This is a genomic window from Aquimarina sp. (assembly GCF_977115655.1).
This window is the reverse complement of sequence record NZ_CDSBKO010000008.1, coordinates 58618-76223: the sequence shown is the minus strand read 5'-3', so window position 1 is coordinate 76223 and position 17606 is coordinate 58618. Positions and strand designations below refer to the sequence as shown.

Here is a 17606-nt window from a genome sequence, read left to right as displayed (position 1 = left end):
TAACAAGAAAAAACAAAATGAAAAAAGACATCGAGATACCTGTTGTAGAAGGTGTCTACATTGCAGTTGTTAAAGAGTGGGATGATGAGTTTTTGGCCCAGGATTGGAATGCATATATAATCAATGATCGGGATACTGTAATAGAAATGGTTCTTGTAGTAACAAAAGGATATGATGAAGACCGAAAAACTTCTCTTTTAAGACACGGTATAGGAACAATAGAACCAAAATCCTTTTCCAAAATTGAAATGATACAAGAAGAACTGTTAAGCATGAATAACGAGTTTTCTGTAACTTTTTTTGCAGATAGTAAGTTATACGATAAAAAATATTTATTTGAACAAAATACTATAAATGAAAATGCTTTTCAAGATTTACCGGTAATGGAGCAGCGTGGAGTTTTGATAAAATAAATTTTGTACACCATCCTTTCTTATACCATTTATACTTTGGCTTTACTGAAAAAGAAAATCGACTATTTTTTGGTTACGTAAGAGTTTTATCATTTCAGGCAGGAAAAAAGAAACCTTACATTTTTAGCATGCTTTTAGAACCTATTAGGTACTATACCAATTTTATTTAAGGATTGTTATAAAATGTAGTGGTTCTTAACTTATGAGCAACAGGGTCTTATATATTTTTGTATTTTTATACACCATACTCTTAAACCATGAAAGCGCTTTATAAAAATCCAATAGCAATTATCTTCGCTGTTCTTGCAATAGCAGGTTTTATATATTTTGAAAAGCAATTGCCAGCTATTGATTTATCCCATTTAACTCCTGGAAATGTAGTAGCAATGCTTGGTTATTTATCTATAATTATGTTGGTAGTAGAACAATTTATAGAGATTTTTGTGACAGATCCCGAGGAAAAAATTAAAATACAAAGTAAAGATCGAATAGCCGATATTGATAAATTTTTAGAAAGTACAAATACCCCTGTAGATTTTGCCATAATAGCGAACCCAGCCCCTTCTGTTAATGAACCCCGGCAGGATCAAATTGCAAAAAGAATGAAAGAAAAAAAAGAATTAGAAGAATTGTTGATAACTATGGGGTTAAAAAGGCAAAAAAAAATGACTATAATCGCTTTTGTGATAGGGTTGATTCTTTCTTTTTCAGGACTACGATTTATGTCAGGTATATTGTTTAGTGGATTAGAGGCAGAACCCATGCCAATACAGACTACAATAATCCAAACCATAGATATTGTTCTTACTGCGGGTATTATAGCCGGAGGTAGTGGTAGAGTACACAGGCTTATTAAAAGAATAAAGCAAACCTTGCAACCAGAATAATTATTATTTATAAAAGCCCATTTCATCTATATATTGCCATACAGTATCCGTAAGCAAGGGTCTTACGTTTTTTCTATTGGCAATACATTCACGAATAAAAGTAGAAGAAATCTCCATAACAGGAGCCTCAATTCGTTGTATTTTTGGATGGCAGGTAAATTGGTTTTCTACTATTCCTTCTGCAATTCGGGGATATACATAGATATTGTGGTTTTCCAGGATAACCTCATAATTTTTCCATTTATGGAAACTTTTTAAGTTGTCCTCGCCCATAATAAGATGAAATTCATAATCCGGATATTTTTCTTGAAGATGGGCAAGTGTATAGATTGTATAATTAGGCTGGGGGAGTTTAAATTCTATATCAGATGGTTTTATTTTGGGATAGGGTTGTGTAGCCCTGTAGACCATTTCAAAACGATGATGATTATCTAATAATGTTTTTTTCTTTTTGTGCGGGCTGTGTGGAGTAACAACCATCCATATTTCATTTAGATCAGAAAATTCAGCTATATGGTTAGCAATTGCCAAATGACCAATATGAATAGGGTTAAAGGTTCCAAAATATAAACCGATTTTTTTCATAGAAAAAGAAGGCTTTAACCTAATTAAAAGGTTGGGTTTTGACTAATGGGTATTTTGTTTATCATTTTGAATTTATGGTAATAAAATGGTTTTTATCTCCCCGTTTCAGAATAAAAAATACTAGCTCTGTTCCGCTTAATTTTCTTTCCCAACAAATTCAAACAATAATGTCTATTATTTTAAAATAAATTTACGAACTAATTGATATACTTCATCTTTAGCTTTTTCTAAATCATCATTGGTAATAATGGCATCAAACTGAGGAGCTGTAGCCATTTCTGTAGAGGCTTTGGCAACCCGCATATTGATTTTATCTTCCGATTCGGTTTTGCGTTTTTTTAATCTGATTTTTAATTCTTCAATACTTGGTGGTTTTATAAAAATAGCCAGGGTTCGGTCCGGGTATATTCTTTTAATATCCAAACCTCCCACTACATCAATATCAAAAATAACATGTTTGCCTTTGTCCCAAAGCCGTTGTACTTCGGTTTTTAAAGTCCCATAAAAATTATCCCTGTACACTTCTTCCCACTCCAAAAATTTATCACCTTTAATTTTGTCTTTAAATTCTCTTAAGGACAAAAAATAATAATCTTTTCCATGAATTTCTCCTCCTCTTGGTTCTCTGGATGCCGCAGAAATAGAAAACCCAAGATTAAGCTCTTCTTTATGAAGTAAATATTTGACTAAAGTAGTTTTTCCACTTCCAGAAGGTGCCGAAAGTACAATAAGTTTACCTTGGTTCATTTACAATACGTTTAGCAATTGTTCTTTAATTTTTTCGAGCTCATCTTTCATCTGTACTACCAATTGTTGCATAGGCGCATGGTTAGATTTACTTCCTATGGTATTGATTTCTCTACCTATTTCTTGTGTAATAAAACCAAGTTTTTTTCCGTTAGAATCAGCAGAATTCAGCGTAGTGTCAAAATATTCTAAATGATTGGATAGTCTTACTTTTTCTTCGGTAATATCAAATTTTTCAAGATAGTAGATTAATTCCTGCTCAAACCGATTTTGATCTACTTCTTCCTTTAAATCAGAAACCGCTTTATGCAATCGCTCTCTTACACTATCCATACGCTCAGGATCCATTTGTATTACTTGTTCTAGTAGTTCGCTTATATTTTTAATACGTATAGCAAAATCTTTTTCTAAAGCTTTTCCTTCGTCAATTCTATATTGTTCAATTTTTACTAATGCATCTGCAAGAGCTGTTTCGATTGCCTTAAATTCTTCTTCATCTATTTCTTCACGCTCTGTTTTTAGGGCGTCAGGCATACGTACTGCCATTTTCATTAACTCTAAAGCATCTCCGTTATGTATTGCAGATAATTGTTGGATATATTCTTTTACAATTGCTTCATTAACTTTGGTAGAAGTGTCTTCTCCCGTTGCTTCTACATATAATCCAAAATCAACCTTGCCTCTTTCTAAAGCTTTTGCAATAGTGTTTCGCATTTGTAACTCTTTTTCACGATATTGAGAGGGTGTTCTTGCGTTAAGGTCTAAATTTTTGCTATTAAGGGATTTAACCTCTATAGTTATTTTTTTTGTAGGTAGCTGAAGGATAGATTTCCCAAAGCCAGTCATAGATTTAATCATATAATAATACTAAAAGTTGCACGAAGATAAGGAAAACTGTCGAGGTAGCATACGTAACTACTATCTACAAGGTATAAACCACCATTTTAGATTAGCAGTTTATAAATTAATTTGGCTAAGTTCTAAAAAAGATATGTTTTACGCTTTGTTCTTTTCTTTTACAATTTAACCCTATTTAACAAATTGGATTAAACCCTCAAGGTTTCAAAAAACCTTGAGGGTTTGTGTCGAAAGCATAACATAACATTTTTAGTTTTTGATTAAACAATCAACTTCAGGTACGAAAACGGATGATAATCGATTAAATAATTAGTGGTTCAGTTGTTTTGTAGAATAAAGCTAAAATGTTAAACAATCTTAGTGGTCATTATAATTTTGTCTATATAATTATCTCTTTCGAGGAAAAAATCCTGAACACATCCAGAGTGTACAAATCCAACTTTTTTGTATAAAGCAATACCTGCGGTATTAGTTGCGTACACTTCTAACCATAATATTTTTAATACTGTATTTTCTTTGGACCATTCTAATACATTTTGAATCAAAAGAGTACCTATACCGTGATTTTGCCATTGGGTATGAATTCCCATGCCAATCATGGCAGTGTGTTGCATCTTTTTACGCCAACTTCCTGTAACATCGATATTTCCTATAAGATTTCCATTACTTTCTGCTACTAATAATAGACAATTAGGCTGTTTTTGTAATTTTTCAATTAATTCTGCTTCTTGCTCTATAGTATTGTTGTATTCATAATCAAATAAAGGAATGGTATCGGTTTCTTTAAGGTATTCTAGTTTTAATGCTAATAATTGCTTAGCGTCTGCCGGGGTTGCTTCTCTAATTAAAAGAGGGTTCCCTGATCTGGTACGGTATGTTTTTGGGATAAAGTTCAATATATACTATGCGTTGGGGTTCTTGTCCCTAATTTTTTTATAAAGTTTAATGCCCATCATAAGGGATATCGCTAAAAACAGAATGCCAATTACCCCATACACCCAGTTTACGGCATCTCGTACAATTACCAAAAATATAACAGAAAAAAGGATAATGGTAGACCCTTCGTTCCACATTCGCATTTTACCAGAGGACCATTTAATAACATCCTTTTGCAGCTGTTTGTAGATATGGTGGCATTTTAAGTGATATGCTATAAGCAATACCACAAACCCTAGTTTTACATGCATCCAGGGTTGTTCTAGCCAACCGGGCATTAAAATAAGCAGCCAAACAGCAAATAAAGTTGCCAAAATCGCAGAAGGCCAGGTAATAATAAACCAAAGACGTTTTGCCATTAACTTAAATTGATTACTCAAGATTTCTTTGTCTGGTGAAGGTTTTTGAAAAGCTTCAATCTGGTAGATAAACAATCTTGGGATATAAAATAGCCCCGCAAACCAAGTAATCACAAAGATTAGGTGCAAAGCTTTTATGTAATTATAATATTCCAGCATTTTTTTGTTTTGGTCACCTAAAATTTCTCTCGTCTTGTCTAAACCTTCAAGGTTTGCAAAAACCTTGAAGGTGTGAATCTAAACCCCTATATATAGGGGTTTTTCTTTTTAAGGGGTGTACAAAAGTACACATTTAGTAGCAAAACCCTGCTTAAAAACCCTGCTTTTAAAATATAATTTTTCATACTCTTTTAGGGTATATAATAGCTTCTTCAATTCTTCCTATTCTCTAACCATTTTAAAGTTCTATAATAGGTTGATTTAGACAAGCCGAATTTATTGCAAACAATATCTCTATTTTCATTAGGGTTAACTTTTAGGTAATTTCTAATTACAATAGTCTTTTGTATCGATTCATTCTTTGGGCGATCATGTCTGCCTTTTTTAGTCTGTTTTTTATGGTATGGGTGCTCTTTAAGAGATTTTAGGTTAAAAATAACATCCTCCGATTCTAGTTTCTCCATTCCTCTTTTGGTTTGTAGCACCCTAAAAGTCATAGATAAAATACTATTTTTATCGTGCTCCTCTATATAATTAAACACAAAAATGGAAACATTAAATTTCTTATACTCTTGCACTACCACTATAGATCCTATCAACTCAAGAATAATAGCTTTTTCTTTTATAATAAAATGCTCTTGTTCCTTGGTAGATGTTTCTAACCCTAAAGAGTTTTTGCTTTGTTTATAATCCTCCCATTTACTATTTGCCAGATATCCAGAAAGAATGTCTATTTCATTTTCAGTAGCCAAACGCGCTTCAAAGCCATAGTCCTCTTTAAAATCATCTTTCATTACAAAATTCTTCATTTATTACGCTTTATTTAATTCTACATTTTCTATAATCCAATTCTCTTCATTTAGGCTATCCTTCATTGCAGCTCTTAATTGACTTCTAACATCTTCTTTTGCCCACTCCCTTAAATCTTCTGTCGATATATCAAAATCCAAATCTGTATACTCTACTGTAAAGATTTTTGGATACCACTCAGAACCAGAGCCTTTTCTTATAGAAACATACACATTAAACAGGCGCATAAAACAGGGTAATTAAATTGGTTATAATATCAAAAGTACAAAATAGTCCGCCATTTTTTATAAGTACCTGTCTGGAGAAAAAAAAGATATTACCCAATAGGCAAAATAACCCCCTTATGACAAAACAACCGAAAATCTGAAGAGAAAATTATTCAGGAAATGATCTAAAAAATGTCAGGTAAACGAGATATAGGATTTAATAAATTATAATTCACCAAACACCAATAATTAAATATCATGTTTTTTAAATTATGATATTATTTTAACAGCTAAAAAGCACTTTAAAATAATCCTGTTTTTTTTCTATAAGTGAATAGATGGCAGAAATTATTTGTCTTTTTCTAAACGAGAAAAAACATAAAATAATCTTCCTTATTTTATACAAATGTGCTTTTTTACACACTTTTATTTTTTATCACACTCTATTAGGTAAGTCATATTAAGAGCTACCAAAGAAATTACGGGAAGCCGTAAGCTATTGTTTTATAAGCAAAATATTTCTTGTAAAATTGTGGTTTAACCGTAATTGTTTTTTCTTTTTATGTATTAATTTTACTTCACAAATAATGTTTAATAAGCTATACTTTTATTTGAAGCAAATTGTAGTAAAATTATAATAAGAGGTTAGGACTAAATTCTATCTTTAGAAGATATAACTTTAAAAATTTAGTCATGAAAACTATTTATTATTTATTATTTATCGTTTGTGTTTCTAGTGGATTTGTAAGTTGTGAAGCTGAACCTGTAGAGAATGAAATTTCAAATATAGAGATAGTACAAATTGATAAAGACGATGCAGGAGCTATCGGAGACAGAGACGGAGAGTAAAAAACAAAAAGTAAGATCATTTTTGTTTGCTATTGTGGTTATAATTTTCATTATAACCACATTTACAATTCCCTTTTTGCAAGTTTTTTTTCCTGTAAAAAGCATATCAGTAATTAATGCAACGAATGCTTATAACAAGATAGATAATGCTAAGCTTATTGCTGAAAAGCAACTTAGATCAATTATTTACGATTATCACAAAAAAGTAATAAATGACCAAGAATTTAATACTGAAATTAGTACATATGTACCACTAATTCAAAAACTAGAAAAAGAATCAGAGGCTTTATCTATTAATTTACAAAACATCAAAAAACAAGATAAAGTTTTCGGCTTTAGGACTTTAAAAGTTTTCTTTGCTAATTTAGGAATGCCAGTAGTTGCTGTTTTTTTAGGTTTCTTTCTATTATTCCTTTTTAATAAGGAACAAGATCTTTTTTTTAGAAAAGTCATTTTAGCATTTGGTTTTGTAGGCACAATAACTGGTTTATTTTATGTTGTTTGGGTGTTTTATCCTAAAGGAGATTTACCTGAAACTACTTATATCGTTATGCAATTATCTTTTGCTATTTCTGGAGCATTAGTTGCATTTATTGTTGGAAAATATTTCTTCGCTTTATCCCAATTAAATCTTAAGATAAAAATCCAAGATTTATTAAGCTTTATCACAAGTGATGTGAAAAGGAAATATATTAGTAAACATGATCGTCGAGAGTTTATTAGTGATTATTTAGGAGAAATCGAAAAACTATCCAAAAAATGAGAAATTATAGGGAAGGGAAAAATATTATTAAAAAAGATACGCTTGGTTTATCTTTTGTTCAAAAAGATCTCAAAAAGGAAATTGATAGAGATATCGAAGAGTGTTTAAAACGACAGCAAAAGGAAATTGATAGTATAGTTGATGATTTATATAATATTGCAAAATCTAGGTTCCAATCTATTTCAGAATTTCAAATCTTCGTTTTAAAAAATATTAAAATAGAATCAGCTTTTTAATTAAGTCCTTTAAAATTTTTCACAAGCTTTAATACTTCTGCGGTAGCATTTTTTTCAATAATATTAGAAAATACCTTTATTTTCATGAGTTCATCTTCATGGTTTGCGCAAAATAAAGCAAGTTCTTCTAGGTTGTTAAAATGAAGAGATTTACCGATTTTCTTCTTTTTGATTTGATCCATTTTTTCATTATCCAAAAACATTTCTCCAATATCTCTTATTAACCATAATGGATTAATTTCATCAAAGGTTTCTAAAATCCCATGAGTAATTTTATCTCCTGCATTCCTTTTATCTTTTATGATATCACTAATTGTTTGAGGAGATACATTAATCTTAAGGGCAAATTCTTTCTGATTAAGACCGTAATAATCCATTATCTCTTTGATTTTTTCCTTCATTTATAATGTTTTAGCTTAAAAAAAATTAAACTTTTGCTTATTAATAAGCTATAATTTTATTATATTTGTCTAACTCTAACAAAGATATAAAGTATATCGACACTTATTTACTTTATAAAAAAAATAAAATGTGGAAATTTCCACATTTAAGTTAAAAATAGATTAAATATTTTGAGACCTAAAGGCAGAAAAAAGATTGAGAACTGGATTATCACTTATTCTCACGTGTTGAACATAACTGCACTAGAGCGAGAAATCAACACCCAAAGAGGTAAATTACAAAAGTTCATAAAGTATAATAGAAAACTTGATGATTCAGTAATTAAAGCTATAGAGGATTTTATCAAAAGGATGTTTTAAATAACAACTACCAAAATAAAAGAATTGATAACCCAAATAAATTGAAATATGAAAACAATTGTAAAATCAAGTCCAGAAAAAGAGGGCAGAATCTTTGAAGGCGAGGTACTAAAACTATTGCATATAGAGCAATGGCACTTTAACCATTCTATAGACCAGTATAAAAGCTATGCAGTTTTATTGCGCAAATGGATTAAAGATTGCCGTAAACAAGGGCAAACCGCCTTTGATATAGCAAATACCATACGCAAATCCCCATTAGCATTAGATAGTATAACACAAGGAGAAGCACTATGTTTTCATACCCTTGCAATTATACCAACCCATACATTACCCTTGACCAGTTTACATATATTGTCAGAGTAAGTGGGTAAAAGGAATCGCGGGGGTGATCTAGCACTTTAGTTAAGTTGAGTTTGTGTTAAAGCCCTATGTTTATTGATTGCCCCCGCACCCTTTTACTAATATTAAGTGTGTTAAAATAGTACCTAAAAAAATGGAATCCAAATATACACTACTACTATGGCTTTTTACAGGATTTGTTATTGCTTAATACGTGAAAAATTAAAAAAATAGAAGTATTGGAATACGAAAAACAAGCAGTAAAACAGGGAACTATATTAGAATAGAGCTTATGTATTTCCTGGCAAGGATACTGGGTATGGAGGTAACTTGTAGGTAAGTTGCTGATATAAAAAAGCTTTGCGCTTGGGGAAGTGCCTTGTTTTTTTCAGCGAGCTTGCTTAATTCCATCGGTTGCCAAAGTACCCGGATGTCTTTGTGCTATGTCGGAAGTCCAATGCAGGAAGTCGGGAGCCGGAAGTATACAAATGTAAAATACAAAACCGCGAAATGTAAAATTTTAAAGTAAGAAGCTTAAAAAAAGCCCGCTAGCCATGAGTTTTGAGATACTGTAAAAGCCCTCTTCCCTTTGGGAAGGGTTGGGGATGGGAAAAATGTAAAAGCTACAAGTCCGAGGTTATCCTTTGTCTCTGATTCTCTGCTTCTTTGAAACTTTGATTCTTTGAGACTTTGAACCTTTGAACCTTTGAACCTTTAAATAAAATAATAACTATTGACCACCAAAATGATAACACACGAAGATACCATCATCCAGAACGTTTTTAAACAATTAAACGGGTTAGAAAAGATAGACATATATGATATCCTTTTAAAAATAGAGACCATGCTACGGGATTTTAAAAGCCCTATACAATATGAAGATATTAAAAAGCATATAGAAAACACTTCTATAAATAATGTCAGCGCAGTGGACAGCTTTGGGTATTGCTACCTGCACGATCATTGCCAACATATCAAAATATATAAGATCAAAACCTTATTGCCCGATTTTTTTTGCGGGGAGCACATGTATTTTATCACACCCTGGCAATTAAAGCTAATGAACTATACCAAGGAAAACCTGAGAATGACCTTTGCAGAATCCCATCTGGAAGCTATAGTCTTTGATTTTTTGAAAAAACACCCCCCAAAAAGTAAGAACCCCGTAACGGGTCGTTTACGGTTCTTAGAGTTGTTAGATCAAATCGACCCATATTAATTTTTGTGTACCAACCCCCAACCCCCAAATCAAATACGCTCATGAACCCCTACTTATGCTTTTTTAACCAAAATGATTTTCATTATGAAGTACACAGAAGCAATCGATTACGGATTCCCATAAATATATGTTACGGACAAACCGTAGTTTAGCTTTTTGTAAAACATTTTTCATAAAAAAACAAGAATGTCAAAAAATGAAACTTTTACCCTTTAATTTTGCAACATTATAGTATACAGCAGTATACTGAAAAACAGCAATTTTAACAAAATGACAAAAAGATGAAAAAATATTTTTTTATTTCAAAAACAGATAATAAGGCATGTTTTTAACAGACTTAAAAATAAGCAAAATACTGATAGTTAGTCTTTTAGAATTTGATAAAAACCATATAAAAAAGGAATATTTCCCCTTTTATGTACCACTCCTTTATATAAAAAAGGGGATTTTACCCCTGCTCTGGGTATTGTCACATCCAATTGCTCCATGTACATTTGTCGTCGCAAGGGCACGATGTTAAAATTCAGGGACACCAATTATTTTAAATATTTGTACTCATGTTAGCCAAAACGCCTCAAAATAAAACCTATATGCCTATAAAACTACAATGTAGCCTTATATGGTCGTTTCTATTGGTCGCCTCTACGTATGCCTTTTCTGGCACAGAAAAAGACACCCTTTCTGGTATTGACCATAGATATTCCTCTTCCATAGCGTCCAAAACCTCTATTGTTTCTTTAGAAAAACTGGAAAAAGAATTTCCACTATCGGTACCCAATACCAATACTATTTCCAGACCAGAATTCACGTACAGCCTTTTAGATAAAGAATACCAGCAAGACAGAAAAATCCAAGCCAGTCGGGAAAAGGTTGCTGCCATGTTCAAAGAGATTGAGGCAGAAGGCAAATGGGTGGATTCCTTTCGTAACGAAGATATACAAACCCTCCCACTAGGGATCACCTATACCCCAAAAGATGAGGATGGTAATGAAGAAGATGGAACAAAAGTGGAATTAGGATTAGTAAACGCTACAGTAAACACCCAATATATAGAATTTACAGCATTTGCGAGAATAACCCTTCCGCAGACGGATAAAGATGGAAAACGGATCGAGTTATTTTTTGGGGCAAACAACCTAAAGATGACCCATAAAGGAGGTATTATAGGAGATGCAAACCTGGTATTATTGGGTGATGTACATATCCCATGGAACGGGGGAAAATGGCTTCTTACCTTAAAAGGAGGAATGGATTTAGACACTGGGAATGTACAAAATCTCACTTACTTTAATATGGATTGTGATGGGCTAAAGGAATTGGGCATACAAGCCGAGGTTCAGTTTTCCAGGGATATGATCCTTCCCGTAGGAACTAATGGAGAACCTTTACCAGAAACACGTCCATACACGGGAGCAGACGGAAAAACAAGAACAATTCCTAACCGGGTTACTGGTAATTTTGGGCTTATTGCTTCTGGGTGGAACGATATTGTTGCCGAAGTAAGTTTGTCGCCATTTGTACTTACCAGTATGCCGAAAGCATTTATGTTCTCTGTAAATAAAGCCATTTTTGATTTTAGCGATAGACGAACTTTACATGATAATTTTCCACAATTTTATCACGATAACGGGCTTTTGTTCCCTAGCGTGGAAAGCTGGAGGGGTTTTTATGTGGAATCCTTAAAGATAGGAATGCCAGAACCTTTCCAAACCGACGAAAGTATCTCTAAAAAACAACGAGTATCCTTTGAAGCCTATCACATGATCATTGATGATTACGGATTGTCTGGGTATTTCACCGTAGATAATATCATCCCTTTGTCCAAAGGTAGGACAAACAAAAATAATGCCTGGGCAATGTCTGTGGATCAGTTAGGTTTAGAATTGGCTGCCAACAAGTTTGTGGGGGCATCCTTTGATGGAAAAATCCTACTACCTGTCTCCGATAAATTACAAGAACAAGCACAAGGCACAACACAAAACAAAACCAAAGGATTAGCCTATTCGGGGTTAATTTCTGAAGAGGAGTTTATGTTGCGGTTATCTTCTTTAAACGAAATCAAATTTAATATTTGGAAAGCCAAAGCAAGGCTCGCTCCCAACTCTTCTGTAGAATTAAGGGTACAGGATGGTAATTTTCGTCCTAAAGCAATTTTACATGGGGATATGGCCATTTCTGCGGATATCAACGAAAATGAAAACAATACTTCAGAAAAAGAAATGGAAGATGGAAAAGAAAAAGCCATTGCATTTAAAGGAATAGAATTTCAAGATCTTGTATTACAAACAGAATCCCCCATATTACAAGTAGGGTATTTTGGATATAAAGGAGAAGTAAAAGTTGGCAATTTCCCCGTTTCCATAGGTAATATAGCATTGACTTCCAATGAGCAAGGAGCAGCTATTTATTTTGATTTTATGATCAACCTGATGGGCAAAGAAAGTAAAGGGTTTGCTGCGGATGCAAGATTAGGGATTCTTTGCAAGTTCCAGCAAGAAAACTATAAACAGAAATGGAAATTTGACCGTATAGACTTATCCAGAATCCATATCAAAGCCAATATGGGCGCTGTACAACTGGAAGGTGGGTTGACCCTTATGAACAACGACGCCGAATATGGCAATGGTTTTGAAGCCAATATAACAGGAACGTTTGGGAAATTTGGTCCTATAAACTGTAAAGCCATTTTTGGGAAGAAAGATTTTCGATATTGGTATGTAGATGCTGCGGTACATGGACTAATGATACAAGCAGGACCCATTACCATTACAGGCTTTGCAGGAGGGGCATTTTATAAAATGACCAAAAGGCCTGATGGTAATATTACCGAATTTTCCCCTTCAGGGCTTTCTTATATCCCAAACAAATCTACTAGTCTGGGGGTAAAAGCAATGGTGTTTGGCTCCATAGGAAGTGAAACCGCCGTTGCAGTGGGAGCAGGTTTTGAAATAGAATTTAATACCAAAGGTGGTGTAAACCGATTGGGCTTCTTTGGGGAAGCCTCTGTGATGAAAGCTTTTGATATCCCTAATCCTGTAGGCAAGCTTACGGAAAAACTTGGGGATATGGCGAGTAATGAATTGGTCAATAAAGTAATGGACAGTAAATCTGGAAAAACGTTTTTGGATAAAGCCGATATGGAGTATGAAGCCGAGTTAAGTCTGGCAGCATCCATTAGCGCAAAGTTAGGGATGGAGTTTGATTTTGTAAACAAATCTTTTCATGCCCAACTAGACATATATGTAAATGTGGGGGGCGGGATAGTTCAAGGCCGTGCATCGGGGGGGCGTGCAGGATGGGGTGTTGTTCATATTTCCCCAAAGGAATGGTATATGCACATGGGAACCCCTACAGACCGTCTGGGATTAAAAATGGGGATAGGTAGTTTTTCGATAGAAACCGGGGGCTACTTTATGGTCGGGGACCGTATCCCGGGTAGTCCGCCACCACCGCCAGAAGTTGCAGAAATATTAGGCGTAGAAGCAGATCAATTAGATTATATGCGTGATTTAAACGCATTGGGGGATGGACGTGGTTTTGCTTTTGGAGCAGATTTTAAAATTGATACGGGGGATATGAATTTTTTAATCCTATATGCCCGTTTTATGGCTGGGGTTGGATTTGATATTATGCTAAAGGATTATGGTGAGGCACGTTGTGTTGGTTCAGGAGATCCTATAGGTATCGATGGATGGTATGCCAATGGACAATCCTATGCCTATTTGCAAGGAGAACTAGGGATCAGGATCAAATTATTTTTTGTCAAAAAGAAAATCCCGATCATCAAAGGTGGTGCAGCTATTTTGATGCAAGGAAAAGGACCCAATCCATTTTGGTTTAGAGGCTATGCAGGAGGATATTACAATCTTTTGGGGGGATTGGTAAAAGGACGTTTCCGTTTTAAAGTTACCATTGGTAAAGAATGTGAACTGGATAATATTTCTCCACTGGGAGGGGTGAAAATGATTGCTGACCTTACCCCTAAAGAAGGAAGTACCGATGTAGATGTATTTGCAGCACCGCAAGCTACCTTTAGTATGAAAGTGGGAGAACCTATTGTTATTCCTGAAGATGAATCGGATAAAACCTATAAAGTTATTTTAGAAAAATTCAGGGTGCTGGATGCCAGTGGTAAAGAAGTACCAGGAAAACTGGAATGGAATTATATGAAAGATAGGGCCACCTTCTTTTCAGAAGATATACTTACTCCCAGCACATCACATAAAGTAGAAGTAGAAGTGAGTTTTCAGGAAAAAATAGATGGTATTTTTAAAACCATTATGGTAGATGGCAAAAAAGCAATAGAAACCGAAACCAGAAGTTTTGTAACTGGCGAAGCTCCTACCTATATTCCCCTTCATAATATCCAATATGCATACCCAATAGTAGATCAAAAGCAGTATTATCGTGATGAATATAAAAATGGATACATCCAATTAAGACGGGGACAAGATTACCTTTTTGATGATCAACAATGGAAAAGTGAAATATGGATTACCGATGAAACAGGGAAAGTACAAACCCCAAAATTTGCATATAATACTGGAATAAATGAAGTGCAATATTCCTTACCACGTTTAGACAAAGACACGAAGTACCAGTATCAGATTGTTAGTCTGCCTAAACAGGGTGGATCTAGTGCTTCCAATCAATCTACAACACGAACCAATGAGCTAAATGCAGACAACACCGTCGAGATAACTACACAAACAGCAGATAATGTCTCTCAGGATGGATCTATAGAAAGGTTGAACTATGAATTTGCTTCTAGCAAGCACAATACTTTTGTGGATAAAGTCAAGAGTATTTCGGTAACGGATCATCTTTGGAGCACTACCCTAAGTTCGGATATTGTATATCTGGTATCTCGAATTAAGCCCCATGAAGGTTTTGAGATTCTGGAAATTGCAGGGAATGAATATACAGAGCATATTCCTTTGGTAAAAATAGAAGCAGATCTAAAGGATACCTATTTCACACAGGATATTGATCCAGTACTATATCAGGTATATCCTCAAAATGGGAATTATACCTTATCCAGAGATATAGAAGAGTATGGTTTTAGACCTAAAAAAGCAATACCTGTATTAAGCTTTTATCGTACAGGACTGGAAAACCAATCCCACACCGCCTTGTTAGCTACTACATTCCCATACCGTTATAACCTTCCATTACTATACTATATGGATTTTAGGGATATCGAAAATCAAGTATTGAATGATTATGTAGACGGAAAACTGGTACGCCCTAATACCTTGATCTCTATTTTAGATAATCGATACTGGTATATGCGCTCAGGGAAATATAATGTTACCTTATATTATACCTTACCAGGCAATAAAAAAACAACAAAGACCACCTATATGTTCAAACACACTAATACCATGCGATAATGTATAAAAAAACAACTATTCTATTGATTTTGGTTTTTGGATGGGTTTTTGGGCAACAAGACCAAGAAAAAGCTTCCTTACCCTCTGTACAGGTTATGGCAACTGCACAAGGTAGTACTGTTTTATTGCGATGGGCGGTAGACCAACCTATTGCCTGGAAAAGAGCAAATGATTATGGTTTTCAAATAGAACGATTTACTGTTGCCAGAAGTGGCAAGGTTTTGGCACAACCAGAAAAAGAAATATTGACTTCATCTCCTGTAAAAGCACAACCGTTAGAACAATGGCAATCCTTGGTTGAACAAAATGACTACGCAGCCATTCTTGCTCAGGCGATATATGGAGAAAGCTTTGCAGTAGAAGGAAATCAAGAAGGCGGGTTGATGCAAATCCTAAATAAAGCAAATGAGCTGGAACAACGATTTTCTTTTGCTTTATTTGCTGCGGACATGAATTTTGAGGCAGCGAAACTGGCGGGGTATGGTTATGTAGACTCTACTGCAAAAACCGATGAAAAATATTTGTACCGTATTACCGCAATGGTTCCGCAAACCATTGTTCTTATACAAACAGGAACGGTAGTTATAGAACCTGCAAAAGTAGAACCTTTACCTGCTCCTATTGATCTTATTGCGGTAGGACAAGATAAAACCATTATGCTTACCTGGGAATATGAAATGTTTAAACCTATTTACACTTCCTATTTTATAGAACGTTCTGAAGATGGAGTACAATTTAACCAGTTAGGAGACACTCCTTTGGTAAATATGAATGACAAACCAGAAAAGCCTGCCAAGCGAATGATCTATATGGATACCATTCCTCAAAATGGAAAAACCTATCATTATAGGGTAAAAGGGGTTTCTACTTTTGGTAAAACGGGTCCACCTTCTACCGTTGTTAAAGCAGAAGGTATAAAACCATTAGAAAAAGTACCTCATATTACCCGAGGGGAATTACGTACAGATGGATCTGCAAAAATACAGTGGGAATTTCCAAAAGAAGCAGAACAAGATATTTCAGGTTTTGATCTTAACCGTGCTTCTAAAGCAGATGGTATATATACCACTGTAGTAAGTGCTATCGGAAAAACACTACGGGAATACACTTATTCCGATCTGGAGCCTTCTAATTATTTTACCATTACCGCCAAAGGGAACAATGGTTCTCAAAAAACATCGTTGGCAGTATTTGTCCAGACGATAGATTCCATTCCACCACAAGCTCCATTAGGTCTTAAAGGAGTCATTGATACTACAGGGGTGGTAATTCTTTCGTGGAATGCCAATACCGAAAAAGATATGCTAGGGTATCGCGTTTTTAGAGGAAATCTTAAAGGAGAAGAACTCTCGCAGATTACTGTCGATCCTATAGTACAAAACCAATTTATAGACACCGTTACCATTGCTTCCTTAAACAACAAAGTCTATTACAGTGTAGTTGCTGTAGACCAACGCTTTAATATGTCAGAATATTCAGAGGAACTTATCTTGACCAAACCCGATAAAGTCCCTCCCAACAGTCCAGTATTTTCTAAATATAAAATTCAACAGGATGGTATCTTTCTATCCTGGGCGAATAGTAGTAGTACAGATGTAGCAAAACATATATTGTATAGACAAGATATAGGGCAACAGGAAAAAAAGTGGCAAATCATTTTTCAAACCGATACCATTTCCTCTTATATCGATGCTTCTACCATAAGTGGTAAGAAATACCGATATGCAATATTTGCAGAGGATCATAGTGGGCTTACCTCTGCGCCCTCTACCCCAATTACGCTTAGTGCAGTACATTTTAATCCTGAAGAAATGATCAAGGGGCTACGGTCAGAAATCCATGCTGAAAAAGGAAGTATTGTTTTGTTTTGGCGGGTTGCAAATACGGATAAAGTAAAAGAAATAGCGATTTATAAATCCAAAAATCAAGGAAAACCAAAATTGTTTGTACAATTACCAGTATCCAAAAATACGATAGAAGATAGTCAGGTGTATCCTAATACAAAGTACACCTATTATTTAAAACCTATTGTTGATACGGGTAGTTTTGCAACTTTTAAAACCATTGATGTAAATTATTAATG

17 protein-coding genes are annotated in these 17606 nt (G+C 34.2%); 9 read left to right on the top strand and 8 right to left on the bottom strand.

Annotated features, from left to right (window positions below; all coding sequences use genetic code 11):
• The first annotated feature begins 17 nt into the window (after positions 1–17).
• Positions 18–413, top strand: coding sequence for a hypothetical protein (locus ACZIYX_RS05100; RefSeq protein ID WP_462681123.1), 396 nt, complete (start codon positions 18–20; stop codon positions 411–413).
• Positions 414–670: 257 nt separating this feature from the next.
• Complete coding sequence (locus tag ACZIYX_RS05095; RefSeq protein WP_462681122.1) at positions 671–1300, top strand: hypothetical protein; 630 nt, start codon at positions 671–673, stop codon at positions 1298–1300.
• A gap of 3 nt (positions 1301–1303) precedes the next feature.
• On the opposite strand, the gene nadD is transcribed toward ACZIYX_RS05095, so the two are convergent.
• The 7 genes from nadD to ACZIYX_RS05060 form a co-directional block, all read right to left on the bottom strand.
• On the bottom strand, positions 1304–1885 hold the full coding sequence (gene nadD / locus ACZIYX_RS05090) for a nicotinate (nicotinamide) nucleotide adenylyltransferase (protein WP_462681121.1): 582 nt from the start codon (positions 1883–1885) through the stop codon (positions 1304–1306).
• 174 nt (positions 1886–2059) lie between these two features.
• Positions 2060–2632, bottom strand: coding sequence for a guanylate kinase (gmk, locus tag ACZIYX_RS05085; RefSeq protein ID WP_462681120.1), 573 nt, complete (start codon positions 2630–2632; stop codon positions 2060–2062).
• Complete coding sequence (locus ACZIYX_RS05080) at positions 2633–3490, bottom strand: YicC/YloC family endoribonuclease (protein WP_462681119.1); 858 nt, start codon at positions 3488–3490, stop codon at positions 2633–2635.
• A gap of 347 nt (positions 3491–3837) precedes the next feature.
• Positions 3838–4386, bottom strand: coding sequence for an N-acetyltransferase family protein (locus ACZIYX_RS05075; RefSeq protein ID WP_462681118.1), 549 nt, complete (start codon positions 4384–4386; stop codon positions 3838–3840).
• Positions 4387–4392: 6 nt separating this feature from the next.
• A complete protein-coding gene (locus ACZIYX_RS05070) occupies positions 4393–4944 on the bottom strand; it encodes a CopD family protein (RefSeq protein WP_462681117.1) in 552 nt (183 codons plus the stop codon).
• A gap of 212 nt (positions 4945–5156) precedes the next feature.
• Positions 5157–5753, bottom strand: a complete 597-nt coding sequence (locus ACZIYX_RS05065) for a hypothetical protein (protein WP_462681116.1) — start codon at positions 5751–5753, stop codon at positions 5157–5159.
• A gap of 3 nt (positions 5754–5756) precedes the next feature.
• Positions 5757–5981: a hypothetical protein gene (locus ACZIYX_RS05060; RefSeq protein WP_462681115.1), complete on the bottom strand. Its 225-nt coding sequence runs from the start codon at positions 5979–5981 to the stop codon at positions 5757–5759.
• Positions 5982–6653: 672 nt separating this feature from the next.
• Between ACZIYX_RS05060 and ACZIYX_RS05055 the strand changes: the two genes are divergently transcribed.
• Genes ACZIYX_RS05055 through ACZIYX_RS05045 form a run of 3 tightly spaced genes read left to right on the top strand, consistent with a single transcriptional unit; the run spans position 6654 to position 7808 of the window.
• Positions 6654–6809: a hypothetical protein gene (locus tag ACZIYX_RS05055; protein WP_462681114.1), complete on the top strand. Its 156-nt coding sequence runs from the start codon at positions 6654–6656 to the stop codon at positions 6807–6809.
• A complete protein-coding gene (locus ACZIYX_RS05050) occupies positions 6775–7572 on the top strand; it encodes a hypothetical protein (protein WP_462681113.1) in 798 nt (265 codons plus the stop codon). The genes ACZIYX_RS05055 and ACZIYX_RS05050 overlap by 35 nt, the downstream gene beginning before the upstream one ends.
• Complete coding sequence (locus ACZIYX_RS05045; RefSeq protein WP_462681112.1) at positions 7569–7808, top strand: hypothetical protein; 240 nt, start codon at positions 7569–7571, stop codon at positions 7806–7808. The genes ACZIYX_RS05050 and ACZIYX_RS05045 overlap by 4 nt, the downstream gene beginning before the upstream one ends.
• Here ACZIYX_RS05045 and ACZIYX_RS05040 read toward each other — a convergent pair.
• Complete coding sequence (locus ACZIYX_RS05040; protein ID WP_462681111.1) at positions 7805–8209, bottom strand: helix-turn-helix transcriptional regulator; 405 nt, start codon at positions 8207–8209, stop codon at positions 7805–7807. The genes ACZIYX_RS05045 and ACZIYX_RS05040 overlap by 4 nt on opposite strands.
• Before the next feature lie 408 nt (positions 8210–8617).
• Between ACZIYX_RS05040 and ACZIYX_RS05035 the strand changes: the two genes are divergently transcribed.
• From ACZIYX_RS05035 to ACZIYX_RS05020, 4 genes are all read left to right on the top strand, one after another.
• Positions 8618–8935 (top strand): hypothetical protein, encoded by a 318-nt coding sequence (locus tag ACZIYX_RS05035; RefSeq protein WP_462681110.1) that lies wholly within the window; start codon positions 8618–8620, stop codon positions 8933–8935.
• A 721-nt stretch (positions 8936–9656) separates the two neighbouring features.
• Entirely contained in the window at positions 9657–10130 is a 474-nt protein-coding gene (locus ACZIYX_RS05030) for a hypothetical protein (RefSeq protein WP_462681109.1), read from the top strand.
• Between the two features lie 590 nt (positions 10131–10720).
• Positions 10721–15523, top strand: coding sequence for a hypothetical protein (locus ACZIYX_RS05025; RefSeq protein WP_462681108.1), 4803 nt, complete (start codon positions 10721–10723; stop codon positions 15521–15523).
• Positions 15523–17604 carry a hypothetical protein gene (locus ACZIYX_RS05020; protein ID WP_462681107.1) on the top strand — a complete coding sequence of 694 codons (2082 nt, stop codon included), beginning with the start codon at positions 15523–15525 and terminating at the stop codon, positions 17602–17604. The genes ACZIYX_RS05025 and ACZIYX_RS05020 overlap by 1 nt, the downstream gene beginning before the upstream one ends.
• Positions 17605–17606 lie beyond the last annotated feature (2 nt).